The 21,904-nt window shown below is 39.9% G+C and carries 12 protein-coding genes; 4 read left to right on the plus strand and 8 right to left on the minus strand.

Features of this window, described 5'->3' with window-relative positions; translation table 11 throughout:
* Window positions 1–17: 17 nt before the first annotated feature.
* From ACQFX9_RS11665 to ACQFX9_RS11680, 4 genes are read right to left on the minus strand one after another with little or no spacing between them, the layout of a single operon-like run.
* On the minus strand, window positions 18–9,755 hold the full coding sequence (locus tag ACQFX9_RS11665; RefSeq protein ID WP_427162153.1) for a hypothetical protein: 9,738 nt from the start codon (window positions 9,753–9,755) through the stop codon (window positions 18–20).
* An 11-nt stretch (window positions 9,756–9,766) separates the two neighbouring features.
* Window positions 9,767–10,282: a phage tail protein gene (locus ACQFX9_RS11670; protein ID WP_427162154.1), complete on the minus strand. Its 516-nt coding sequence runs from the start codon at window positions 10,280–10,282 to the stop codon at window positions 9,767–9,769.
* A 14-nt stretch (window positions 10,283–10,296) separates the two neighbouring features.
* The gene (locus ACQFX9_RS11675) at window positions 10,297–10,443 is read right to left on the minus strand and encodes a hypothetical protein (protein ID WP_427162155.1); all 147 of its coding nucleotides are present in this window, start codon (window positions 10,441–10,443) and stop codon (window positions 10,297–10,299) included.
* Window position 10,444: 1 nt separating this feature from the next.
* On the minus strand, window positions 10,445–12,697 hold the full coding sequence (locus ACQFX9_RS11680) for a substrate-binding domain-containing protein (RefSeq protein WP_427162156.1): 2,253 nt from the start codon (window positions 12,695–12,697) through the stop codon (window positions 10,445–10,447).
* Between ACQFX9_RS11680 and ACQFX9_RS11685 the strand changes: the two genes are divergently transcribed.
* Window positions 12,685–12,828 carry a hypothetical protein gene (locus tag ACQFX9_RS11685; RefSeq protein ID WP_427162157.1) on the plus strand — a complete coding sequence of 48 codons (144 nt, stop codon included), beginning with the start codon at window positions 12,685–12,687 and terminating at the stop codon, window positions 12,826–12,828. The two genes, ACQFX9_RS11680 and ACQFX9_RS11685, sit on opposite strands and share 13 nt — an antisense overlap.
* Before the next feature lie 26 nt (window positions 12,829–12,854).
* Here ACQFX9_RS11685 and ACQFX9_RS11690 read toward each other — a convergent pair whose 3' ends face one another.
* Both ACQFX9_RS11690 and ACQFX9_RS11695 read right to left on the minus strand, forming a co-directional pair.
* Window positions 12,855–14,606: an ABC transporter ATP-binding protein gene (locus ACQFX9_RS11690; RefSeq protein ID WP_427162158.1), complete on the minus strand. Its 1,752-nt coding sequence runs from the start codon at window positions 14,604–14,606 to the stop codon at window positions 12,855–12,857.
* Window positions 14,607–14,760: 154 nt separating this feature from the next.
* Entirely contained in the window at window positions 14,761–15,438 is a 678-nt protein-coding gene (locus ACQFX9_RS11695; RefSeq protein WP_427162159.1) for a hypothetical protein, read from the minus strand.
* Between the two features lie 242 nt (window positions 15,439–15,680).
* On the opposite strand from ACQFX9_RS11695, the gene galE reads away from it, so the two are divergent.
* Both galE and ACQFX9_RS11705 read left to right on the plus strand, forming a co-directional pair.
* A complete protein-coding gene (gene galE / locus ACQFX9_RS11700; RefSeq protein ID WP_427162160.1) occupies window positions 15,681–16,679 on the plus strand; it encodes a UDP-glucose 4-epimerase GalE in 999 nt (332 codons plus the stop codon).
* Window positions 16,680–17,750: 1,071 nt separating this feature from the next.
* Entirely contained in the window at window positions 17,751–18,617 is an 867-nt protein-coding gene (locus ACQFX9_RS11705; protein ID WP_427162161.1) for a DUF4231 domain-containing protein, read from the plus strand.
* Window positions 18,618–18,629: 12 nt separating this feature from the next.
* On the opposite strand, the gene ACQFX9_RS11710 is transcribed toward ACQFX9_RS11705, so the two are convergent.
* Together ACQFX9_RS11710 and ACQFX9_RS11715 are read right to left on the minus strand one after the other, a co-directional pair.
* Complete coding sequence (locus ACQFX9_RS11710) at window positions 18,630–19,283, minus strand: hypothetical protein (RefSeq protein ID WP_427162162.1); 654 nt, start codon at window positions 19,281–19,283, stop codon at window positions 18,630–18,632.
* Complete coding sequence (locus ACQFX9_RS11715; RefSeq protein WP_427162164.1) at window positions 19,258–20,529, minus strand: sulfite exporter TauE/SafE family protein; 1,272 nt, start codon at window positions 20,527–20,529, stop codon at window positions 19,258–19,260. Before ACQFX9_RS11715 ends, ACQFX9_RS11710 begins: the two co-directional genes overlap by 26 nt.
* A gap of 365 nt (window positions 20,530–20,894) precedes the next feature.
* Between ACQFX9_RS11715 and ACQFX9_RS11720 the strand changes: the two genes are divergently transcribed.
* Window positions 20,895–21,767 carry a DUF5895 domain-containing protein gene (locus tag ACQFX9_RS11720; RefSeq protein ID WP_427162861.1) on the plus strand — a complete coding sequence of 291 codons (873 nt, stop codon included), beginning with the start codon at window positions 20,895–20,897 and terminating at the stop codon, window positions 21,765–21,767.
* The last annotated feature ends 137 nt before the right edge of the window (window positions 21,768–21,904 follow it).

Consider the following 21,904-nt stretch of genomic DNA (forward strand, 5'->3'; position numbering starts at 1 on the left):
ATAATTGACTGTTGAATTTACCAAGATAATCGTCCAGAATAATTATTACCTCGGCGTTCTCGTTCTATTGCTAAACGTTGTTGGAGTATTTTGTATATTTCTTGGGCAAGTATTTCTATATTTTCGGTTTCGTCCTTAGTTAGATTATTATTAGATTCTGGTTGTTCAGAGTCATTTTTAACCATTTGTATCATTGGTGATTCAGCAGTATTAGAGAATGTCTGTATTAAGTCATTTTTTAAGTTGTTATTGGATGATAAATTAATGTTTAGTGGGGATTGGTGATGATGTTTTATATTTGGGGAAAGATTTGGCGATCGCTTGTTTTTAGATGAAACTTTTTGCCACTGCTTTTTATCATTTTCAGGTTGAACCACTATTTTTTTAGTATGACTAATAGCGGGTATACCATCTATTAAATCAGCGATGCTAGACCAAGAATCTGGTACTTCTTCATTTTGTTTTCTTTGAACTTTGGATGGTGATTTATGGTCAATATCTATAAAATTATTTGTATTTTGTGATTTGTTGTCAACCAAGTTAGATGTGATTAATCCAGATGGCTGAGATAGTGGTGAGAGGATTGAAATATTTTCGATAGCTTGCGGTAACTCAGGAATTATCGTATTTTTCGCTTGAATAATCTTTGTCGCATCGTTCTTGTTTACAGATTTAATATTATCCGTTTCAGGTGTGGAGTTAGTTGTACTGGATGTAATTACTTCTGCCTGCGATAATGCTACTGAATTATCAACTGATAGCTGATTTTCTCTTTGTGCTTGGATAACTGTGGTTTCAGTCGCAGAATGCGTTGGTGTTGATGTGATTTCTGGGGAACTGGAAACTGATGTCTGATTTTCCAGTTGTGGTTGAATAATTGTGGTTTCAGGTGTTGAGTTAGTTGTACTGGATGTAGTTACTTGTGAGTTTGATAATATTTCTGAATTATCAACTGATGGCTGATTTTCTCGTTGTGCTTGGATAACTGTGCTTTCAGTTGCAGAATGTGTTGGTGTTGATGTGATTTCTGAGGAACTGGAGACTGATGAATGATTTTCCAGTTGTGGTTGAATAACTGTGGTTTCAGGTGTTGAGTTGGTTGTACTGGATGTAGTTACTTGTGAGTTTGATAATATTTCTGAATTATCAACTGATGGCTGATTTTCTCGTTGTGGTTGTATAACCGTGCTTTCAGTCGCAGAATGTGTTGGTGTTGATGTGATTTCTGAGGAACTAGAAATTAATGAATGGTTTTCCAGTTGTGGTTGAATAACTGTGGTTTCAGTTGCAGAATGTGTTGGTGTGGATGTGATTTCTGGGGAACTGGAGACTGATGAATGATTTTCCAGTTGTGGTTGAATAACTGTGGTTTCAGGTGTTGAGTTGGTTGTACTGGATGTAGTTACTTGTGAGTTTGATAATATTTCTGAATTATCAACTGATGGCTGATTTTCTCGTTGTGGTTGAATAACTGTGGTTTCAGTTGCAGAATGTGTTGGTGTGGATGTGATTTCTGGGGAACTGGAAATTGATGAATGACTTTCCAGTTGTGGTTGAATAACTGTAGTTTCAGATGTTGAGTTAGTTGTACTGGATGTAGTTACTTGTGAGTTTGATAATATTTCTGAATTATCAACTGATGGCTGATTTTCTCGTTGTGCTTGGATAACTGTGCTTTCAGTCGCAGAATGTGTTGGTGTGGATGTGATTTCTGAGGAACTAGAAATTAATGAATGGTTTTCCAGTTGTGCTTGGATAACTGTGCTTTCAGTTGCAGAATGTGTTGGTGTGGATGTGATTTCTGGGGAACTGGAAATTGATGAATGATTTTCCAGTTGTGCTTGAATAACTGTGGTTTCAGGTGTTGAGTTGGTTGTACTGGATGTAGTTACTTGTGAGTGGGATGATGTTTCTGAATTATCAACTGATAGCTGATTTTCCCGTTGTGGTTGGATAACTGTGCTTTCAGTTGCAGAATGTGTTGGTGTGGATGCGATTTCTGGCGAATTGGAAATTGATGAATGATTTTCCAGTTGTGGTTGAATGACTGTGGTTTCAGGTGTTGAGTTAGTTGTACTGGATGTACTTACTTCTGAGTGGGATGATGTTTCTGAATTATCAACTGATAGCTGATTTTCCCGTTGTGGTTGGATAACTGTGCTTTCAGTTGCAGAATGTGTTGGTGTGGATGCGATTTCTGGCGAATTGGAAATTGATGAATGATTTTCCAGTTGTGGTTGAATGACTGTGGTTTCAGGTGTTGAGTTAGTTGTACTGGATGTACTTACTTCTGAGTGGGATGATGTTTCTGAATTATCAACTGATAGCTGATTTTCCCGTTGTGGTTGGATAACTGTGCTTTCAGTTGCAGAATGTGTTGGTGTGGATGCGATTTCTGGCGAATTGGAAATTGATGAATGATTTTCCAGTTGTGGTTGAATAATTGTGGTTTCAGTTGCAGAATGTGTTGGTGTTGATGTGATTTTTGGGGAACTGGAGACTGATGAATGATTTTCCAGTTGTGCTTGAATAACTGTGGTTTCAGGTGTTGAGTTGGTTGTACTGGATGTAGTTACTTGTGAGTAGGATGATATTTCTGAATTATCAAATGATAGCTGATTTTCTCGTTGTGCTTGGATAACTGTGCTTTCAGTTGCAGAATGTGTTGGTGTGGATGTGATTTCTGGGGAACTGGAGACTGATGAATGATTTTCCAGTTGTGGTTGAATAACTGTGGTTTCAGGTGTTGAGTTAGTTGTACTGGATATAGTTACTTGTGAGTAGGATGATGTTTCTGAATTATCAACTGATAGCTGATTTTCTCGTTGTGGTTGAATAACTGTGCTTTCAGTTGCAGAATGTGTTGGTGTGGATGTGATTTCTGGGGAACTGGAAATTGATGAATGATTTTCCAGTTGTGCTTGAATAACTGTGGTTTCAGGTGTTGAGTTGGTTGTACTGGATGTACTTACTTCTGAGTGTGATAATGCTTCTGAATTATCAACTGATAGCTGATTTTCTCGTTGTGGTTGGATAACTGTGCTTTCAGTTGCAGAATGTGTTGGTGTGGATGTGATTTCTGGGGAACTGGAAATTGATGAATGACTTTCCAGTTGTGCTTGGATAACTGTGCTTTCAGTCGCGGAATGTGTTGGTGTGGATGTGATTTCTGAGGAACTGGAGACTGATGAATGATTTTCCAGTTGTGGTTGGATAACTGTGCTTTCAGTCGCGGAATGTGTTGGTGTGGATGTGATTTCTGAGGAACTGGAGACTGATGAATGATTTTCCAGTTGTGGTTGAATAACTGTGGTTTCAGTCGCGGAATGTGTTGGTGTGGATGTGATTTCTGGGGAACTGGAGACTGATGAATGATTTTCCAGTTGTGGTTGGATAACTGTGCTTTCAGTCGCGGAATGTGTTGGTGTGGATGTGATTTCTGGGGAACTGGAGACTGATGAATGATTTTCCAGTTGTGCTTGAATAACTGTGGTTTCAGGTGTTGAGTTTGTTGTACTGAATGTAGTTACTTCTGAGTGTGATAATGCTTCTGAATTATCAACTGATAGCTGATTTTCTCGTTGTGGTTGAATAACTGTGGTTTCAGTTGCAGAATGTGTTGGTGTGGATGTGATTTCTGGGGAACTGGAAATTGATGAATGACTTTCCAGTTGTGGTTGAATAACTGTGGTTTCAGTCGCGGAATGTGTTGGTGTTGATGTGATTTCTGGGGAACTGAAAATTGATGAATGACTTTCCAGTTGTGGTTGAATAACTGTGGTTTCAGTTGCAGAATGTGTTGGTGTTGATGTGATTTCTGGGGAACTGGAGACTGATGAATGATTTTCCAGTTGTGCTTGAATAACTGTGGTTTCAGGTGTTGAGTTGGTTGTACTGGATGTAGTTACTTGTGAGTGGGATGATGTTTCTGAATTATCAACTGATAGCTGATTTTCACGTTGTGCTTGGATAACTGTGCTTTCAGTTGCAGAATGTGTTGGTGTGGATGTGATTTCTGGGGAACTGGAAATTGATGAATGATTTTCCAGTTGTGCTTGAATAACTGTGGTTTCAGGTGTTGAGTTGGTTGTACTGGATGTACTTACTTCTGAGTGTGATAATGCTTCTGAATTATCAACTGATAGCTGATTTTCTCGTTGTGGTTGGATAACTGTGCTTTCAGTTGCAGAATGTGTTGGTGTGGATGTGATTTCTGGGGAACTGGAAATTGATGAATGACTTTCCAGTTGTGCTTGGATAACTGTGCTTTCAGTCGCGGAATGTGTTGGTGTGGATGTGATTTCTGAGGAACTGGAGACTGATGAATGATTTTCCAGTTGTGGTTGGATAACTGTGCTTTCAGTCGCGGAATGTGTTGGTGTGGATGTGATTTCTGAGGAACTGGAGACTGATGAATGATTTTCCAGTTGTGGTTGGATAACTGTGCTTTCAGTCGCGGAATGTGTTGGTGTGGATGTGATTTCTGGGGAACTGGAAATTGATGAATGACTTTCCAGTTGTGGTTGGATAACTGTGCTTTCAGTTGCAGAATGTGTTGGTGTGGATGTGATTTCTGGGGAACTGGAGACTGATGAATGATTTTCCAGTTGTGCTTGAATAACTGTGGTTTCAGGTGTTGAGTTTGTTGTACTGAATGTAGTTACTTCTGAGTGTGATAATGCTTCTGAATTATCAACTGATAGCTGATTTTCTCGTTGTGGTTGAATAACTGTGCTTTCAGTCGCGGAATGTGTTGGTGTGGATGTGATTTCTGAGGAACTGGAGACTGATGAATGATTTTCCAGTTGTGGTTGGATAACTGTGCTTTCAGTCGCGGAATGTGTTGGTGTGGATGTGATTTCTGGGGAACTGGAAATTGATGAATGACTTTCCAGTTGTGGTTGGATAACTGTGCTTTCAGTTGCAGAATGTGTTGGTGTGGATGTGATTTCTGGGGAACTGGAGACTGATGAATGATTTTCCAGTTGTGGTTGGATAACTGTGCTTTCAGTCGCGGAATGTGTTGGTGTGGATGTGATTTCTGGGGAACTGGAAATTGATGAATGACTTTCCAGTTGTGGTTGGATAACTGTGCTTTCAGTTGCAGAATGTGTTGGTGTGGATGTGATTTCTGGGGAACTGGAGACTGATGAATGATTTTCCAGTTGTGCTTGAATAACTGTGGTTTCAGGTGTTGAGTTTGTTGTACTGAATGTAGTTACTTCTGAGTGTGATAATGCTTCTGAATTATCAACTGATAGCTGATTTTCTCGTTGTGGTTGAATAACTGTGGTTTCAGTTGCAGAATGTGTTGGTGTGGATGTGATTTCTGGGGAACTGGAAATTGATGAATGACTTTCCAGTTGTGGTTGAATAACTGTGGTTTCAGTCGCGGAATGTGTTGGTGTTGATGTGATTTCTGGGGAACTGAAAATTGATGAATGACTTTCCAGTTGTGGTTGAATAACTGTGGTTTCAGTTGCAGAATGTGTTGGTGTTGATGTGATTTCTGGGGAACTGGAGACTGATGAATGATTTTCCAGTTGTGCTTGAATAACTGTGGTTTCAGGTGTTGAGTTGGTTGTACTGGATGTAGTTACTTGTGAGTGGGATGATGTTTCTGAATTATCAACTGATAGCTGATTTTCACGTTGTGCTTGGATAACTGTGCTTTCAGTTGCAGAATGTGTTGGTGTGGATGTGATTTCTGGGGAACTGGAAATTGATGAATGATTTTCCAGTTGTGCTTGAATAACTGTGGTTTCAGGTGTTGAGTTGGTTGTACTGGATGTACTTACTTCTGAGTGTGATAATGCTTCTGAATTATCAACTGATAGCTGATTTTCTCGTTGTGGTTGGATAACTGTGCTTTCAGTTGCAGAATGTGTTGGTGTGGATGTGATTTCTGGGGAACTGGAAATTGATGAATGACTTTCCAGTTGTGCTTGGATAACTGTGCTTTCAGTCGCGGAATGTGTTGGTGTGGATGTGATTTCTGAGGAACTGGAGACTGATGAATGATTTTCCAGTTGTGGTTGGATAACTGTGCTTTCAGTCGCGGAATGTGTTGGTGTGGATGTGATTTCTGAGGAACTGGAGACTGATGAATGATTTTCCAGTTGTGGTTGGATAACTGTGCTTTCAGTCGCGGAATGTGTTGGTGTGGATGTGATTTCTGGGGAACTGGAAATTGATGAATGACTTTCCAGTTGTGGTTGGATAACTGTGCTTTCAGTTGCAGAATGTGTTGGTGTGGATGTGATTTCTGGGGAACTGGAGACTGATGAATGATTTTCCAGTTGTGCTTGAATAACTGTGGTTTCAGGTGTTGAGTTTGTTGTACTGAATGTAGTTACTTCTGAGTGTGATAATGCTTCTGAATTATCAACTGATAGCTGATTTTCTCGTTGTGGTTGAATAACTGTGCTTTCAGTCGCGGAATGTGTTGGTGTGGATGTGATTTCTGAGGAACTGGAGACTGATGAATGATTTTCCAGTTGTGGTTGGATAACTGTGCTTTCAGTCGCGGAATGTGTTGGTGTGGATGTGATTTCTGGGGAACTGGAAATTGATGAATGACTTTCCAGTTGTGCTTGGATAACTGTGCTTTCAGTTGCAGAATGTGTTGGTGTGGATGTGATTTCTGGGGAACTGGAGACTGATGAATGATTTTCCAGTTGTGCTTGAATAACTGTGGTTTCAGGTGTTGAGTTGGTTGTACTGGATGTAGTTACTTGTGAGTGGGATGATGTTTCTGAATTATCAACTGATAGCTGATTTTCACGTTGTGCTTGGATAACTGTGCTTTCAGTTGCAGAATGTGTTGGTGTGGATGTGATTTCTGGGGAACTGGAAATTGATGAATGATTTTCCAGTTGTGCTTGAATAACTGTGGTTTCAGGTGTTGAGTTGGTTGTACTGGATGTAGTTACTTGTGAGTGGGATGATGTTTGTGAATTATCAACTGATAGCTGATTTTCACGTTGTGCTTGGATAACTGTGCTTTCAGTTGCAGAATGTGTTGGTGTTGATGTGATTTCTGAGGAACTAGAAATTAATGAATGGTTTTCCAGTTGTGCTTGGATAACTGTGCTTTCAGTCGCGGAATGTGTTGGTGTGGATGTGATTTCTGGGGAACTGGAGACTGATGAATGATTTTCCAGTTGTGCTTGGATAACTGTGCTTTCAGTTGCAGAATGTGTTGGTGTGGATGTGATTTCTGGGGAACTGGAGACTGATGAATGATTTTCCAGTTGTGGTTGAATAACTGTGGTTTCAGGTGTTGAGTTGGTTGTACTGGATGTAGTTACTTCTGAGTGGGATGATGTTTCTGAATTATCAACTGATAGCTGATTTTCCCGTTGTGGTTGGATAACTGTGCTTTCAGTTGCAGAATGTGTTGGTGTGGATGCGATTTCTGGCGAACTAGAAATTAATGAATGGTTTTCCAGTTGTGGTTGAATAACTGTGGTTTCAGTCGCGGAATGTGTTGGTGTTGATGTGATTTCTGGGGAACTGGAAATTGATGAATGACTTTCCAGTTGTGCTTGGATAACTGTGCTTTCAGTTGCAGAATGTGTTGGTGTGGATGTGATTTCTGGGGAACTGGAGACTGATGAATGATTTTCCAGTTGTGGTTGAATAACTGTGGTTTCAGGTGTTGAGTTGGTTGTACTGGATGTAGTTACTTGTGAGTTTGATAATATTTCTGAATTATCAACTGATGGCTGATTTTCCCGTTGTGGTTGGATAACTGTGCTTTCAGTTGCAGAATGTGTTGGTGTGGATGCGATTTCTGGCGAACTAGAAATTAATGAATGGTTTTCCAGTTGTGGTTGAATAACTGTGGTTTCAGTCGCGGAATGTGTTGGTGTTGATGTGATTTCTGGGGAACTGGAAATTGATGAATGACTTTCCAGTTGTGCTTGGATAACTGTGCTTTCAGTTGCAGAATGTGTTGGTGTGGATGTGATTTCTGGGGAACTGGAGACTGATGAATGATTTTCCAGTTGTGGTTGAATAACTGTGGTTTCAGGTGTTGAGTTGGTTGTACTGGATGTAGTTACTTGTGAGTTTGATAATATTTCTGAATTATCAACTGATGGCTGATTTTCTCGTTGTGGTTGTATAACCGTGGTTTCAGTCGCAGAATGTGTTGGTGTTGATGTGATTTCTGAGGAACTAGAAATTAATGAATGGTTTTCCAGTTGTGGTTGAATAACTGTGGTTTCAGTCGCGGAATGTGTTGGTGTGGATGTGATTTCTGGGGAACTGGAGACTGATGAATGATTTTCCAGTTGTGGTTGAATAACTGTGGTTTCAGGTGTTGAGTTGGTTGTACTGGATGTACTTACTTCTGAGTGGGATGATGTTTCTGAATTATCAAATGATAGCTGATTTTCTCGTTGTGGTTGAATAACTGTGGTTTCAGTCGCAGAATGTGTTGATGTGGATGTGATTTCTGGGGAATTGAAAACTGATGGTTGATTTTCCAGTTGTGCTTGAATAACTGTGGTTTCAGGTGTTGAGTTGGTTGTACTGGATGTAGTTACTTGTGAGTAGGATGATGTTTCTGAATTATCAACTGATAGCTGATTTTCCCGTTGTGCTTGGATAACTGTGTTTTCCGTCGCAGAATGTGTTGATGTGGATGTGATGTCTGGGGAATTGGAAACTGATGGCTGATTTTCCAGTTGTGGTTGAATAATTATGGTTTCAAGTGTTGAGTTAGTTGTATTGGATGTAGTTGCTTCTGAGTGGGATGATGCTAAATTATCAACTGATAGCTGATTTTCTCTTTGTGGTTGGATAACTGTGCTTTCAGGTGTTGATTTGGTTGTTTTTGATGTGATTTCTGGGGAACTGGAAACTGATGAATGATTTTCTCGTTGTGGTTGAATAATTGTGGTTTCAGTCGCAGAATGTGTTGGTGTGGATGTGATTTTTGACGAATGGGAAATTGATGGCTGATTTTCTTGTTGTGGTTGAATAATTGTGGTTTCAGTCGCAGGATGTGTTGGTGTGGATGTGATTTCTGACGAATGGGAAATTGATGAATGATTTTCCAGTTGTGGTTGAATGACCGTGGTTTCAGATGTTGAGTTAGTTGTACTGGATGTAGTTACTTCTGGCTGCGATAATCCTTCTAAATTATCAACTGATGGCTGATTTTCTCGTTGTGGTTGGATAACTGTGCTTTCAGGTTTTGAGTTAGTTGTACTGGATGTAGTTACTTGTGAGTTTGATAATATTTCTGAATTATCAACTGATGGCTGATTTTCTAGTTGTGGTTGAATTAATTTATTTTGATTGTCAAAATTTGTGATACTACTGTTAGACGAAAATCTTGTATTTAAATTCTTATGGAATTGATCATGTTGTGGAGTTACTGATTGATTTCTATTGTAGCTTTTATCTTTTAATTGTGGTTGAATAACTAAATTATCTGGATAAATAATATTGATATCTTCATGAATATTGGCTTTTTTTTGCAAATTTAGATTTGAGCTTGTTAAATTAGATGATTGAGACTCAGATAAAGATGGTGAATTACTGACATTATTGGAAGGTGTGTCATCTGTCAGTTCAAAATCAAAAAATATTAAGTTATTAAAGCTTGATAGAGATTGGGAACCTAAAGGCGACAAAAATTTAGGACTGATTAGTTTTTGTCCCAAGGGTTTGTGAGGAAGTAATGGTTTTTTAATTCCTAGTTCTGGGTAATTACCAAAATTAGCTGCTAATTTATCTGTCATAAATCATTAATCTAATTACTAGAAAAATATCCCGCACTATCTCTACCTGATAAAATGGATGCGCCACCTGCTCTAGTTTTATCAACTTTTAAGCCTTCATAGGTTAAGGTTAATTCTTCAATAGCTGCTGTGTTGGATTCTGCACTAAAACTAGGTGCTTTCCATCCAATAGGAACAGCACCAATCAAAGTCCAACATTGCATGATTTCTCCAGCTTGGTTAAATAATAAAATGTTGACGTTGCGACGTTGTTTAGCATTGGCACCAACACTACTCAAAATTTGGCTGATCCAAGTCCAAAAGGTTAAATCATTAGTAATTCCTCGCTTCAGTGTGACATCAGAAAATTCTGCTGGGTTCAACAGCACTCTTTGTTGATCATTTACACCACCTTCGGAGAATTTTTCCGTTTTTACTGTCACACCTAATCCTTGACATTCGGTAAAGCAAGCAGTGATACTACTTTCCATCTCTACATAAAATCTATTAGTGGTTACATAATTTAATTCACGAGCAGTATTAGTCATTGTTTACCTCTTATTTAATTTCTGTTTCGCTCTTTTTTCAGACGTAATTCTTCTAACATTACTTCATAAACTCTATCGCCAAGCATTTCTAATAATTGACGATCGCCTAAAATTTTACCTGCTAGCTTTGCTAGTAATATCTGTTTTTCTGCATCTTTCATATTACTTATTGTTTTTTTGTAAAGGTACTAATCCAGTTTGTTCTAAAAGATTCTGTACTTCTTGTGTTTTGAGCATTTCGGCAAATTTTTGTCCAATGGGAGGACGGCTGTTATCTCCTAGATAAACTACAACCATTGGATAACTCAGGGGATAGGTTCCATTCTTGAAAACCTCAAGATTAGGACTATAACTTCCTTTATCATCACATAAGTCTGTATTGGGATTTATCGGTTTATTCGTATCATTCTGTACTAAAGCTTGTACGGCTTCTTTCTTACCATCTACGATGGCTAAAGGATATACGGAACACTGTCCAAATACTTGACTAAGCGTCGCAAAACCTATACTTCCCAACTTTTTATCTTCGTTTTCAAAATCTTGTAAAATCTTCCGCACCATTTCTAAAGTCTTCAACCGAGTAATTACTATAGGCTCACTATCTGTAGATGTATCCTGCTGGTTATTTATTTTTTGTAGTCGCTCAAATGTATCTATAGCGTTAGGTTCTTTTAAAACTCTTTCTTTAAAAATATTTACTGCTTCTTCTTCTGAAGGTATATATAAATTTACACGTAATTTAGGTAACTGAGGATTTAATTGATTCCAATATTTAATTTTGCCTGTATATAGACTCTGTAATTGCTCAATACTAATTTGACCCCGCAAGGGTTCAGGTAAATTTTGATTTCGTTTAGAGTAGCTAAAAGCTACAAAAACCACCAAGCCATCATAGGCAAATTCTTTATATCTTATTTGTGGTGGTAATTGATTAACTAAATTAGTCACAGCAAAATTATACTGACCAGATTGCACCTTAGCGATCGCTGTTTCTAATTTCTCTTCTAGTTGATAATTAATTTCCAGTTTCGGTTGGCTCTCTTTGAACTTTTCTTCTAAGGTTTGGTTTTGTAAAATTAAATTACTCTGCTGTAAAATATAACTCCAAGTAGCAGACTTTTCGCCTGTATAATTGTATTTACCTGGAGGTACACCAGGGACATCTTTTAAACAACAAACTACCGCATCTTGTGTAGTCACTTCGGGCTTATAAAATATTTTGATTAATAGCCAAATAATTCCAGCCAAAAAGGCTAATCCTAAAACACTTAGCAATAACCAATAAAGAGGATGAAACTTCTTTCTAGTTTCTTCTTCCCCTTCTATCACTAAAACTTGATTATGAGTAATTGGTGTAATTTGAATGAGTTCTTGTCTTGCTTCTTCTGCACTAATAAATGGTTTATCTAGTTCTAACAGGCGAAACAGAAAAGCCTGAAATTCTTGTCTCACTGGCGGCCAATGCTGTTCTATTTTCGGATCAAGTGCTTGATTATGATCGTCTACAGTCTTACCAGATAATAAATAAAAAGCAATATATCCTAAATTTTTTAAATCTTGAGTAAATGTAGGCGGACTTTTTTTATTATTAGGTAATTCAAATAAATTTTCCCAAACTGCTAAATCACAAACGTGGGTAAAAAATTCTAGTTCATGGGCAATTAATAACAAACTATCTAAACTGAGATTACCGTGTGCTATTCCCTGCTGTACTTGGCCGGAAGGTAAGCTAAATTTTTGACCGTGGAGAAATTGCAATGTTTGCAGCACTTGGTTAAGCACATGATAAACCTCGTTTTCATTCATTGCACCATGTTCATGAAGATACTTCCGCAAAGTGGGATAGGTATCTTGAATACCCGTGGTGACGAGATAACAACGCTCGGCTGTGGGATCAGAGATCGCATCCCAAGGTAAAATCAAGCGGATATCCTGAACTCGACCATCAGCTAAACTTAAACCCGCCAACCGTTCAAAAGCCTGTTTTTTCTCCCTGGTTTCCTCTTGATTAAAAACCCGTTGTGGTAAAAGATATTCCTTAATGACCACAGGCTGCTGGTCTGCAACCTGAACACCTTGGTACAAGCGTCCCATTCCCCGTCCTCCCAAAAAGCTATCTATGCGGTATCGTCCCCGATAGCCGCGAATTTCAGTTTTGGGTGGTAAAATCGCCGGAAAACCGCAATTAAGGCATTGTTTCGCCGTGGGGTCTATCTCCAGACTTTTTTGCGTCCATGCACAAGTTAAAGGGTTGCTGTTCTCACAAACATAACGTCTATAGACCTCATCAACCCCCAAAGGAATTTGCGGTTCAACAGTCATTTCCCCAGGAACAACAGTATTATTAGTAACTTCTACCCCTGGTGACTGGGGAAAAAGTCCAGTTAACTTGGCTTTGATTTGTGCATAAACCACAACTAAAAACCCCTAGCGATCGCGCTTCTGGCATCGCATATTACCCTGATTTGGCGGCGATGACCATTAGACTTTCCGCTAGGGTGGGAGGGGGCAGGGGGCAAGGGGGACAAGGTAGATTATGTATTTAATGCCCCATGCCCTATGCCCTATGCCCCTATCGCAACAATTCTTCCACCTGATGCTGACTCCAGAGTTGGCGATACATTCCTTGTTGCTGCATCAGTTCTAGATGATTGCCTACTTGGACGATTTTACCTTTATCCATGACGAAAATTCGGTCAGCTGCTGCCGCCGCCGAAAGTTGGTGAGTGATAAATACTACAGTTTTGCGTCCTGCACCACTGGCTAAATGATTGAGGATTTGGGTAGCAGTTTGATTATCTACGCTCGAAAGGGCATCATCTAAAATTAACACTGGTGCATTGACTAACATAGCCCTTGCTAAAGCTGTGCGTTGTCGCTGACCTCCAGATAGAGTAATCCCCCTCTCACCTACAATAGTTTCGTACTGTTGGGGGAAGTTCATGATTTCTGGGTGAATTTGGGCTGATTTAGCCACAGACTCTATATTTAATAGGTCACTTTCTGGGTTGCCGTAGCGGATATTATTTTTGATGGTAGTGCTGAATAAAAAGCTATCTTGAGGTACGTAGGCGATCGCACTGCGTAAATCAGCTAAAGCTATCTTAGTAATATCCACCCCATCTAAAAATAACTGTCCTGGGGCAATATCTAACAATCGCGGTAAAGCATTAGCCAAAGTAGACTTTCCTGAACCAATTGCCCCTACAATTGAGACTGTTTCCCCAGGATGAATTGTAAAATTAATCCCCTCTAAAGCTGATTGCTTTGCTCCTGGATAACTAAAACTGAAATTTTTCGCGGTTAATTCCCCTTTGATTTCAGCTAAAGGTAAATGAATGGCATCATGATTATCTTTTATCTTGGGTTGGACACTAAATATCGCTTCTAAACGGTCTATACTCACTTCCCCCCGTTGGTAAGAGGTAATAGTGAAACCTAATAAAGTTGTGGGAAAAACTAGTCTTTCTACATAAATTAACAACGCCAAAAAATCACCAACTTCCAAATTACCAGTTGTAATTTGTGCTGTTCCTAACCAAATAATGATGAGTGAACTTAACCCCGCTAAACCACCAATCAAAGGGAACAGAGTATTGCGAATTTTCGCTAATCCCAGGTTTGCTTGTAATAATTCTTGATTTTTTTGAGCAAAGGCTCGACGTTCATTTGTTTCTTGGGCATAGATTTTAATTAAAGCCATGCCACTCATATCTTCTTGAATGAGTTCACTAATATCAGAGATTTTCTCTTGGACTGTGGCTTGTTTCTGACGTAACTGATTGCTAAATAAATGCACCAGCAGAAACATAAAAGGATACATCGCAATAGCCGCCAATGTGAGATTGACGCTAATTGCTAGCATTGCTGGCAGTGTTAAGGCATAAGCAAACACTGTATTACTTAAACTTAACACCGCAAAACCCAACAACCGCCGCACATTGTCTACATCACTAGTAGCCCTGCTAATTAAATCACCAATAGTATTAGTGGCAAAATAAGCTGGCTCTAATTGCAGTAAATGTTCAAAAATCTTTTGTTTGAGGTCAAATTCTACCTGTCTCCCTACGCCAAATATCCACAGGCGCGAAGCCATGCGAATCAACCACATCGCCGAACTGAGTAGAACAATGATTACAACATAACGGAGTATTTCCTGCCAGCTAAAGTTATTAGAAATTTGGTCAATACAAGCACGAATTAACCAAGGAATATAAACACCTAATGCGTTAACAGACAACAAAGCCAAAATCCCCAACGTCGCATCTCGCAAGTGGGGACGTAGATAAGCACCGATTTTAGCAATTCGCCGAGATTTTTGCATGGAAGTAAGGCAGAAAGCAGGGGAAGTAGGGGAGGCAGGGGGGCAGGGGGCAGGGAGCAGGGGAGAAAATTTAACCTCATACCCAGTCCCCAGTCCCCAGTCCCCAATCCCCAATCCAGCCCTCAGTATACATAGTATCGATTGACTATTGCCTCTATCCCCGACGACCACGCAAGAAAGTATAAACCTGATTGAGATAACTTTCCCAGACTTGGGTTGTAAGTTGCAGTGTTTCGGCACTAGGTACAAAATCTTCTATCCGTAGCCCTCGTTCTCTGATTTGTTGAGGATTCTGCATTAGGTAGGGGGGAATTTGGGTTTGCCAGTAATTGAATGCTAAATCTGTCTGACCGATTCTAGAACTGGGTAAAATGCCATTTCCGGTGACATCTGTAACCTGCGAAGCCACAATTGTTTCCGGTTGTGATGCGACTAACTCAGAACGAGGAATCATTGCTTCTTGCGGGACTAAGGGCGCTCTGACCAAAAAGTAGGCGATCGCTGGCGTGCCGGATAAAAGTAAAATTGCTAGTGACCAACCTACTAAATACCCTGCCGGTTTATCAATGCCTCCGGCTTTGATTTTTTGTGCCGCAAACATCAACATCAACACTGAAGCTCCCAATGGTTTGAGGGGAAATGATATTAACCTCCACAATGATGCAACTGCTGGCTCATTAGGGTTGATGAATGACAAAGCAATCACAACAATAATGATGACGAAAACTGTCCGCCCTACAAAAGTTCCTGTGGGGTAAAACTTCTGAAACAACGTGTAGGCGATAGTTCCAATCAGTAACCACACCAAGACCCGACTTAAAAGTTCAAACATAGATTTACACTCAAATCTCCTTGTGCGGTAAGCCTAGAGGTTTCTTAAAGTGGATTTATTTTGTCGTCAACGGTAATTTGACTTAAAATATCCCGACCCTCACACCAATGACTACCGTCGTAGTGATTTTAGTGCAATTTTTTGCCACTGCGTCTAATATTTATAATTTTCCAGATTAGGAATGTGGTACATCGGTGAACTAAATTGATTAATTGATTAGTTGTCACTCAATAGGAAAAACTATGTCACCTGGAAAACCCAGTATTTTGGTCACAGGGGGAGCAGGATATATCGGCTCACACACCGTTTTAGCTCTCAAACAAGCAGGTTATGACGTGGTAATACTCGATAACTTAGTTTATGGCCACCGTGACTTGGTTGAACAAGTTTTGCAAGTCGAACTCATTGTTGGTGATACGAGCGATCGCGCCCTGTTAGATAATTTATTTCAAAGTCGCAATTTTGCCGCCGTTATGCACTTTTCCGCTTACGCTTATGTAGGCGAATCTGTGACCGACCCAGCCAAATACTACCGTAATAACGTTGTCGGAACGCTAGTGCTGTTAGAAGCCATGCTAGCGGCATCCATTAAGAAATTTGTCTTTTCTTCCACTTGCGCCACCTATGGTGTACCCAATGTAGTACCGATTCCCGAAAACCATCCCCAAAATCCCATTAATCCCTACGGTGCTACGAAATTAATGGTGGAGCGCATCTTATCAGATTTTGATGTGGCTTACGGTTTAAAATCAGTACGTTTCCGTTATTTCAATGCGGCTGGCGCACACCCCCAAGGGTTATTAGGTGAAGACCATAACCCCGAAACCCATCTCATCCCCTTGGTACTCCTCACAGCCTTGGGTAAACGCGAATCTATTTCTATTTTTGGCACAGATTACACCACACCCGACGGGACTTGTATCCGCGACTATATCCATGTTAACGATTTAGCCGATGCCCACATTTTAGGCTTGGAATATCTCTTAAAAGGTGGCGAAAGCGAAGTATTTAATTTAGGTAATGGTCAAGGCTTCTCAGTCCGCCAAGTCATCGCCGCCGCCGAACAAGTCACAGGACTAACCCTCCCCATAGTAGAATGCGATCGCCGCCCCGGAGATCCCCCCAGCCTCATTGGTAGCGGCGAAAAAGCGAGAAAAATCTTAGGTTGGCAACCCCAATACCCAGACATTAAAGATATCGTCACCCACGCCTGGCAATGGCATCTAAGAAGGCATCAATAGGGGATTGGGGACTGGGGATTGGGGATTGGGGAAGAGGAGACAAGGAAGACAAGGAAGAAGAAACTGTCAATGACTAATGACTAATGCCTAATGACTAATTTCCTTAAGAAAACCTTAATTGTCACAATTAATCGTTGCACCTCCTCAATTTGTTCGGTTATACTTCGGGTAAATTTTGATGCAGTTAGTTATTAACAGCTTATTTGCTAGTTATTTGGTGCGGGAAAGCAGCAAATATCAATTTTGTAATTATTTTGTCAATCATTATTGAACGCATTTTGCTTCCTTCTACAACGCAGATATAGAAGGGAATAAAAGTCTTGGCTGTTAAAGCTTTCGGCTATTATTTTGTAGCTTTGTCAATTCAAGTTTGACTAATTAATTACTATGCGGAATTTACATAAATTTGAATTACATGACTGTTAAATTTCGCATTTCGTACACAAAACCAACAATTTTGCAAAGGAAACCTATTAGTCACAATGAAGACAGCAATGATACTTAAAAAAATAGCAAGTAATATAGGACTAGTATTTGATTTCTGAAAAAATCTAAGTATGTGTAGGGTGTGTTAGGCGTAAGCCGTAACGCACCACAGGCTTTGGTACTAGGTGCGTTACGCTGTCGCTAATACACCCTACGTATCTGTTCAATAATCAAGTACGATTCCTATAGCTAGTTTCTATCATTTTGCTCAAGAGATGTAATTAAAACGGCAAAACATGAGAAGGAATTAGATATCTGAACAGAGCAAAAACATCAATCAATATATTTATTGACCATTCAGAATCTAACCTTCTTTTTTTGATGGAGTAAAAAGCAATTACCAATTATTTATTGATAGTAATTATCATGCAAAAATTTTGATTTTTTTTAGATGCAGTCCTACTCGTAGAGTATTTTAAAATAATTCGTGTTTTTGCATATATTTAGCGTGGCGTTCTCCTTTTTAATTACGTTAGCGTAGCGGGACGTACCCCTCTGGAGAAGAAAGCCACGTGTTAGCGTCTCGGAAAAAAGTCCATTACTCATTACGAATTAGTAATTATTTTGAATTTGGAGCAAAGCAAAGTGACAACATCAGATTTTACAATTATTAATAATCAATCCCAAAATTCAACTACTGATGGCAGTGCAAATTTATCTTCAGGTAAACCCAAAGCCCTGCTGACCTTGAAGATAATTGAAAATTTATTAATAGCAGCTTTACTATTAACTGGGATAATTGTACTTGCCTTTTATAAAAACAGTGACTTCGCTATTTATGGTGTAGTAAGTCTCTTCGTTGTTCTGGTGTTATTGATTATCAACAGACAAGTATTTCAAGATTCTCAAAAATCAGCTTATCAGTATGAAGTTAATAGAAAAGCTGAAATATATACTTATCTATTGAATAATAATGCTTGGCAAGTCAACAACTTTACACCAGTCAAAGCCAAAGCTTTACAATATTGCCAAGATTTAATCGATGACTATAAACGGATTCGCAATTTATCGAGAAACATTTACTACCTGTTGCAAATTACCACTGTGGTTTTTTCTGGAATTACACCGATTTTAGTGTTAGTAGATAAAATAGAATCAGGTCAAACTTGGTTAAAATGGCTACCAGTAATTTGTCCGGCGATCGCTTCCATTTTAGCCAGTATAGTCACATCATTTCCTTTCCAAAAAAATTGGGTAGCTGCTAATACAGCCGTAGAATTATTAGAGGCTGAACAAGAAAAATTTATTTTAGGAGTCACACAACCTTATCGGTTCTATGACATTGCCGATGAACTGCAACAGCAGCAAAAAGCTAGTCAATCATTAGAATATTTCATTCAACAAGTGAATAATATTCATCTCCAACAAGTACAGCAAAATACCGAAGGAACTGGAGAAAAGAAAGAAGCCACCGCAGCGAGAGAATCACAAGCAGCAGAGGAAACTGCATAGTTGACTGCAAAGTCAATCAGCATTCCTCTTACCTTTTTGCAGTTGCCAAACCCCAAATCCTAGACCTAAAAAAGTCACCGTTGGGATAGCGATCGCCCAAACTGGAAATGATGATAAATTCTTCTCAATAGCCACATCATCAATTGTTTGCTGGCTGGATACTGGGTTCTTCTTTACCCCAACACCAGCCGCTACAGTCACCTCAAAATTAAACTTAAACGGTTGAAAGTTTACCCCTGATTTGGGCTTTCCTGTAAGTTGTAACTGATACAGCCCAGGCTTAGGAAAAGTAATATCTGCCCCTGGAATACCTTGATAACGTTCTGCATTCACAGGCTTTAAAGACGGTTCTATCAGTGGCGGTTCTCCTGGGCTGTGAGGTTCAGCATAAACCGCTAACTGACAATTACATTGTGCAAGAGGAATCGTTTTACCACCCTTGCGCGTCAGAGCAAACCAAGCCTGTGCCTTTTCCCCCGCACGAGGATTATCATTAGGCTGAATATGTATTGTTGCACCCACATCTTTTGCTATCTCTACCTTATGGGCAGAAACAAATCCAGCGTCGGTGATTCCCAACATTAAACAACTCAAAGCCGTAACATATTGAATATATTTTCTACTCTGATTTGTAATCAATTTACTTTGATTGATTGGGTGGGACATAAAACTTTTCTAGAGTTAACTGTGACCAAAAAAAGCGTGTTCTAACTAGCAATACACTCATGCTAATTAGTCCTAAAAACAGTGTTGCTAATTGATTCCCCAAATTTAATTCTAAAGCACCCAAGTAATGAGAACCAATTAATACCGCATGAATTACACTCAGTAGCAAAGCAGGCACACTCAATAAATGGATTTGTCGCCACCTTTTACCCCAAGTTTTCTGCAATGATTCCCAACTTGTGAAAGCGGCGGGAGTCATCAATATTAATCCTACAGCACCTAACACCATCGCCACTTGAAACTGTGGCGGTAAAAACCACACAGCCGACAATTTCCACTGCAAAGTATGAGCAGTCATATGGGTAGTATGCGCTACAGCCAACACAAAAGCCCCCACGCCCAAAGCGCGACGATAGCGCAGAGGTGATGCCCATAATTTACTTACAGGTCGAGCAATTAACGCCAGCATCAGACAAAATAAAGCTGCGTGTCCGGTGTAATCTACCATTGTGTCGCCAGTCCGCAGCAGAGTAATCACCCCAATAATCAGCGTTACCCAACCACCTAAACGTAATAACTGACTACGCCTATCTTGACTCACCAAAGCTGTAGAAACCCCAACACCCAGCATAGTTGGCATTGTTCCTAAACCAAAAGCCAACATAGTCGCCATTCCCAGCCACAAATTCCCAGTTTCCGCCGCTTTAATTTGAGCCGCATACAAAAAACCACAGGGCATTAAACCCCAAGTCATCCCTAAAATTAACGGTGTCCACCATCGCTGCTGCCCAGATAGCCGCATCATCACCGCACTGAGGCGATTATGCAAGCCACTTTTTAAGAAAGGATGTAATAGAGGTACATGAGGCAGTAAATTAGGTGTAATTTGTCCTAAACCGAACCAAATCAACATCACACCCGTAATTATTGCCATTACCCGCCGGAGGTCACTACCTACCCCAGCTAACTGTCCACCTTGTAAAAGTACCGCACCCAAAGCCCCAATTGCAGCACCAACTAAGGCATAACTGAATACCCGCCCTAAGTTTAACCAGAAATGAAAGATTAATTGCTGCTGCCAAGTGGTGGCAGTTTGCTCTAGAGATAATACTTCTGCTGATTTGTGGGATTGCGAATTTGGGCGACTAGACAGGGAAAACGCCACCGTTAGCGGCCCACACATCCCAAAGCAATGCCCAAAGCTACCCAAGAACCCCAGAATAGTAATGAGTGATAAATCTAGCATATTTGTTTACATTTAAGGGATACTGGCAACTTTGTCAAAACACAGCCTGTAAAACTTCCTCTCAACCCGGTCTGTAGTGAGGACTTCAGTCCTCAGAGATGATGGCAAAAATTAAACTGTTCCTCCGATCAGACTTTTCTCTGTTCCCTGTTCCCTGTTCCCTGTTCCCTACCCCCACCAAAGAACTTTTTCAGCAAGCCCTACTTATACTTTTTCAAGAGTGTTAAAAAACAAAAAAGGGATTGCAACAAAGATTGATTCTGCTCTAATCTGGAAAAACAGTACGCCTGTTTGCTCGACCCCCTGTCTGGCACCGGCAACCTATTGATAAACTTGTATAGTAAAGTACCACCGTGCCTAAAACGATGAAAGCATCTGCTAAATTCGACTTTGAGGATGAGAAATTTAATGCACCGCCTTCTCAAGTCATCCCCTGGTGTCAGATGATTAATCCTCGGTATGGTGCAGACGGTGTGCAATCTCACGGATTAGCGATTAAATTGGACAACGCTCAAGCTGTGGGTTTTCAGCCTGACGGTAATTGGCAACAAATAGAACATGAATTTAGTTCTGGAGGAGAAACAGTTTTTATCACCACTACACCCCGCATAGTGATAGTGCGCCGGGGGCCTTTGTCTGTCAAAGATAGAGAGACAGGGATAAAACTGGGGACACTCAAAGATAATTATGATGCGTTTTTAGCAGATAAATTAAAATTTAAAACCTTCACTCGCTACTTAATATTTTTAGTAGATGAAAACAAAAAATTCTTACATGATTCTCCACTGCAATTAACTCTCAATGGTGCAGCCGGAGCGAGTTTTAGTAAAACCTATTGTGAATTTCAACAGGGGAAAGTAGTTAGCGGTTTTGTATCGGAATTAGAAAGGGCTTATGCCTTATTTCGTAAACAACCTATTACACCCAAAGGCCCGTTATTCCACGCTCACGGCATATTCTGCCCAATTATTGAATGTGAAGAAAGAGGCATTGAACCCAATACAGTATTAGTAGCTTCCACTGTAGATTATGAACATCCCACGGTGGCTAATTTAACTAATTATTTAATCGCTTCCGATGCCCCAGAATCAACAATTATTTGCAAAGCCTTTGAAGATTACAAAGACTTCGCCAAAGAACCTGTGAGAACAGAAACACCGAAAATGGCAGTAGCTGCTGGTGTTGCTAGTTCCTATATTTATCCTGATGAGGATGATTTTGGTTATCCGCCGTATTAGGGGCTGGGGACTGGGGACTGGGGATTGGGGATTGGGGACTGGGGATTGGGGACAAGGTAGACAAGGTAGACAAGGTAGAATTTACTTCAATGCCTAACACCCAAAATTCTTTAATTTTGAATTTTGAATTTTGAATT

This window comes from Aliinostoc sp. HNIBRCY26 (genome assembly GCF_050235535.1).
Lineage (GTDB): Bacteria > Cyanobacteriota > Cyanobacteriia > Cyanobacteriales > Nostocaceae > Trichormus.

What these genes read in the sequence shown, in the direction of transcription:
- ACQFX9_RS11665 (WP_427162153.1), bottom strand. Translation starts at nt 9,755, where the DNA reads ATGACAGATAAATTAGCAGCTAATTTTGGTAATTACCCAGAACTAGGA.
- ACQFX9_RS11670 (WP_427162154.1), bottom strand. Translation starts at nt 10,282, where the DNA reads ATGACTAATACTGCTCGTGAATTAAATTATGTAACCACTAATAGATTT.
- ACQFX9_RS11675 (WP_427162155.1), bottom strand. Translation starts at nt 10,443, where the DNA reads ATGAAAGATGCAGAAAAACAGATATTACTAGCAAAGCTAGCAGGTAAA.
- ACQFX9_RS11690 (WP_427162158.1), bottom strand. Translation starts at nt 14,606, where the DNA reads ATGCAAAAATCTCGGCGAATTGCTAAAATCGGTGCTTATCTACGTCCC.
- ACQFX9_RS11695 (WP_427162159.1), bottom strand. Translation starts at nt 15,438, where the DNA reads ATGTTTGAACTTTTAAGTCGGGTCTTGGTGTGGTTACTGATTGGAACT.
- galE (WP_427162160.1), top strand. Translation starts at nt 15,681, where the DNA reads ATGTCACCTGGAAAACCCAGTATTTTGGTCACAGGGGGAGCAGGATAT.
- ACQFX9_RS11710 (WP_427162162.1), bottom strand. Translation starts at nt 19,283, where the DNA reads ATGTCCCACCCAATCAATCAAAGTAAATTGATTACAAATCAGAGTAGA.
- ACQFX9_RS11715 (WP_427162164.1), bottom strand. Translation starts at nt 20,529, where the DNA reads ATGCTAGATTTATCACTCATTACTATTCTGGGGTTCTTGGGTAGCTTT.
- ACQFX9_RS11720 (WP_427162861.1), top strand. Translation starts at nt 20,895, where the DNA reads ATGAAAGCATCTGCTAAATTCGACTTTGAGGATGAGAAATTTAATGCA.